Origin of the sequence: Prevotella sp. Sow4_E9_plate, from assembly GCF_052116205.1 — a bacterium.
Classification (GTDB): domain Bacteria; phylum Bacteroidota; class Bacteroidia; order Bacteroidales; family Bacteroidaceae; genus Prevotella.
The window spans coordinates 1-1,410 of the sequence record NZ_JBQKLN010000111.1; the positions used below are offsets into that span (position 1 = coordinate 1).

At 37.2% G+C, this 1,410-nt stretch carries 3 protein-coding genes; all 3 read right to left on the reverse strand.

The window, feature by feature from the left end; genetic code table 11:
• Positions 1–256 precede the first annotated feature (256 nt).
• On the reverse strand, positions 257–475 hold the full coding sequence (locus ACTQ53_RS17435; protein WP_441934569.1) for a hypothetical protein: 219 nt from the start codon (positions 473–475) through the stop codon (positions 257–259).
• Positions 476–721: 246 nt separating this feature from the next.
• On the reverse strand, positions 722–973 hold the full coding sequence (locus ACTQ53_RS17440) for a hypothetical protein (protein ID WP_441934571.1): 252 nt from the start codon (positions 971–973) through the stop codon (positions 722–724).
• A 33-nt stretch (positions 974–1,006) separates the two neighbouring features.
• Positions 1,007–1,195 carry a hypothetical protein gene (locus ACTQ53_RS17445; protein WP_441934573.1) on the reverse strand — a complete coding sequence of 63 codons (189 nt, stop codon included), beginning with the start codon at positions 1,193–1,195 and terminating at the stop codon, positions 1,007–1,009.
• Between the last annotated feature and the right edge of the window lie 215 nt (positions 1,196–1,410).

Here is a 1,410-nt window from a genome sequence, read left to right on the forward strand (position 1 = left end):
ACGCAACTGCTGAGCTGCTTTCTTGTAATCAATTTCTAAGTTGTCCATAATATAAAAACTGTGTTAAACTACTTTTATTGTAGCTTGACACAGTTTAGTTTACACTCTCGCTATAATCAATAGTTACGACATCTTAAACTATTAATTAAGATGATTATTTCCTTGATTCCGCAATAATAACTCCACGAAATCTTACGATAAGGGCTTATCCTTGGAAGGCTCATCAATAAGCAATTAGTATCAAGAACTATCTTTCTCATTTGCCAGAGGTACGTAAATGTTCAGTACCCCAGCTCTCTATGGTATCAAGAGTTATACTTCCATTATCGCACAACTCATCAATCCCCTCATCAACCTTCTTTGCAAAGTATTGAGAGAGAACATTTTCAAGATTATCTAATTCCTGTGGAGTCTTGATATAAGACATCATTTGAAGAATCTTCATCTGAGCAGGGTTAAATACAGTCTGTTCCATTCTATTTGAATTAAACGTTCAACTTTGCCGCCAAAATTACGCTTTTTTCTTGAAACCACCAAGAAAATCACAAGAAATCTGCAAGTTATCAGCAAATTACCACAAAATCAACCGTAAACTATTAACTGTAAACTATAAACTGCTATTCCCATGCAGTCCCAGTCCGCACAACATGGCGAGGGCTTTGATGCCCCGCCAACCTTATAGCGTATATGATTAATTGTTATACAAATGAAAAAATACTTTTTAGTCAACAACAGAAAGAATATCTTCTGGCGATATACCCATTCTTGTTATAGCCGAGATTTTGTGTCCACCATTTGCATTTAACGAATGACCACAATGATAAAGCGTATCATCAATGACAAGCCAGCGGTCATGTGACTCTTTGCTCCATTTTCTGATATCAATATGAGCATCAGGGAACAACCTATCATGCTCCTCCATCAATCGTTGCATTCCCTGACCGACACCTACTGTATAGATAATTGCTTCCACTCCAGATTTTCTAATGTTCAGAAAGTCAAGAGTCTAGGCTGATACATAAGCATCAATAACAATTACACGATGATTTGCCGAACTAACTAAATTTTCCAATGCCACACGTGCCGTATAGAAGTCCCCCTCAAAGAAAACCATTTCTGCAGGAGGTGTAGATGTACGAATAAAGAAGTCAAGCTGCTCCTGTTGTTCTGCCTGTTTGTCTTCAATTCGTGTCATACGCAGACTATGCTCTTCCAATCGAGAATCAAACTGTCGCTGCATCGCCAACAATTGTTGATTTACAGAATAACCTTTTAACAAGTAATTCTTGAGGACACGAGTTCGCGAATTCAACAAGCAAGTGCAAAATTACGAAATGTTTTTATAAAAGCACTCCTTTGGTGTTGAGAAATTCAATTTCTTTCTTGGTCTCTCATTAATTTTTGCCGTAA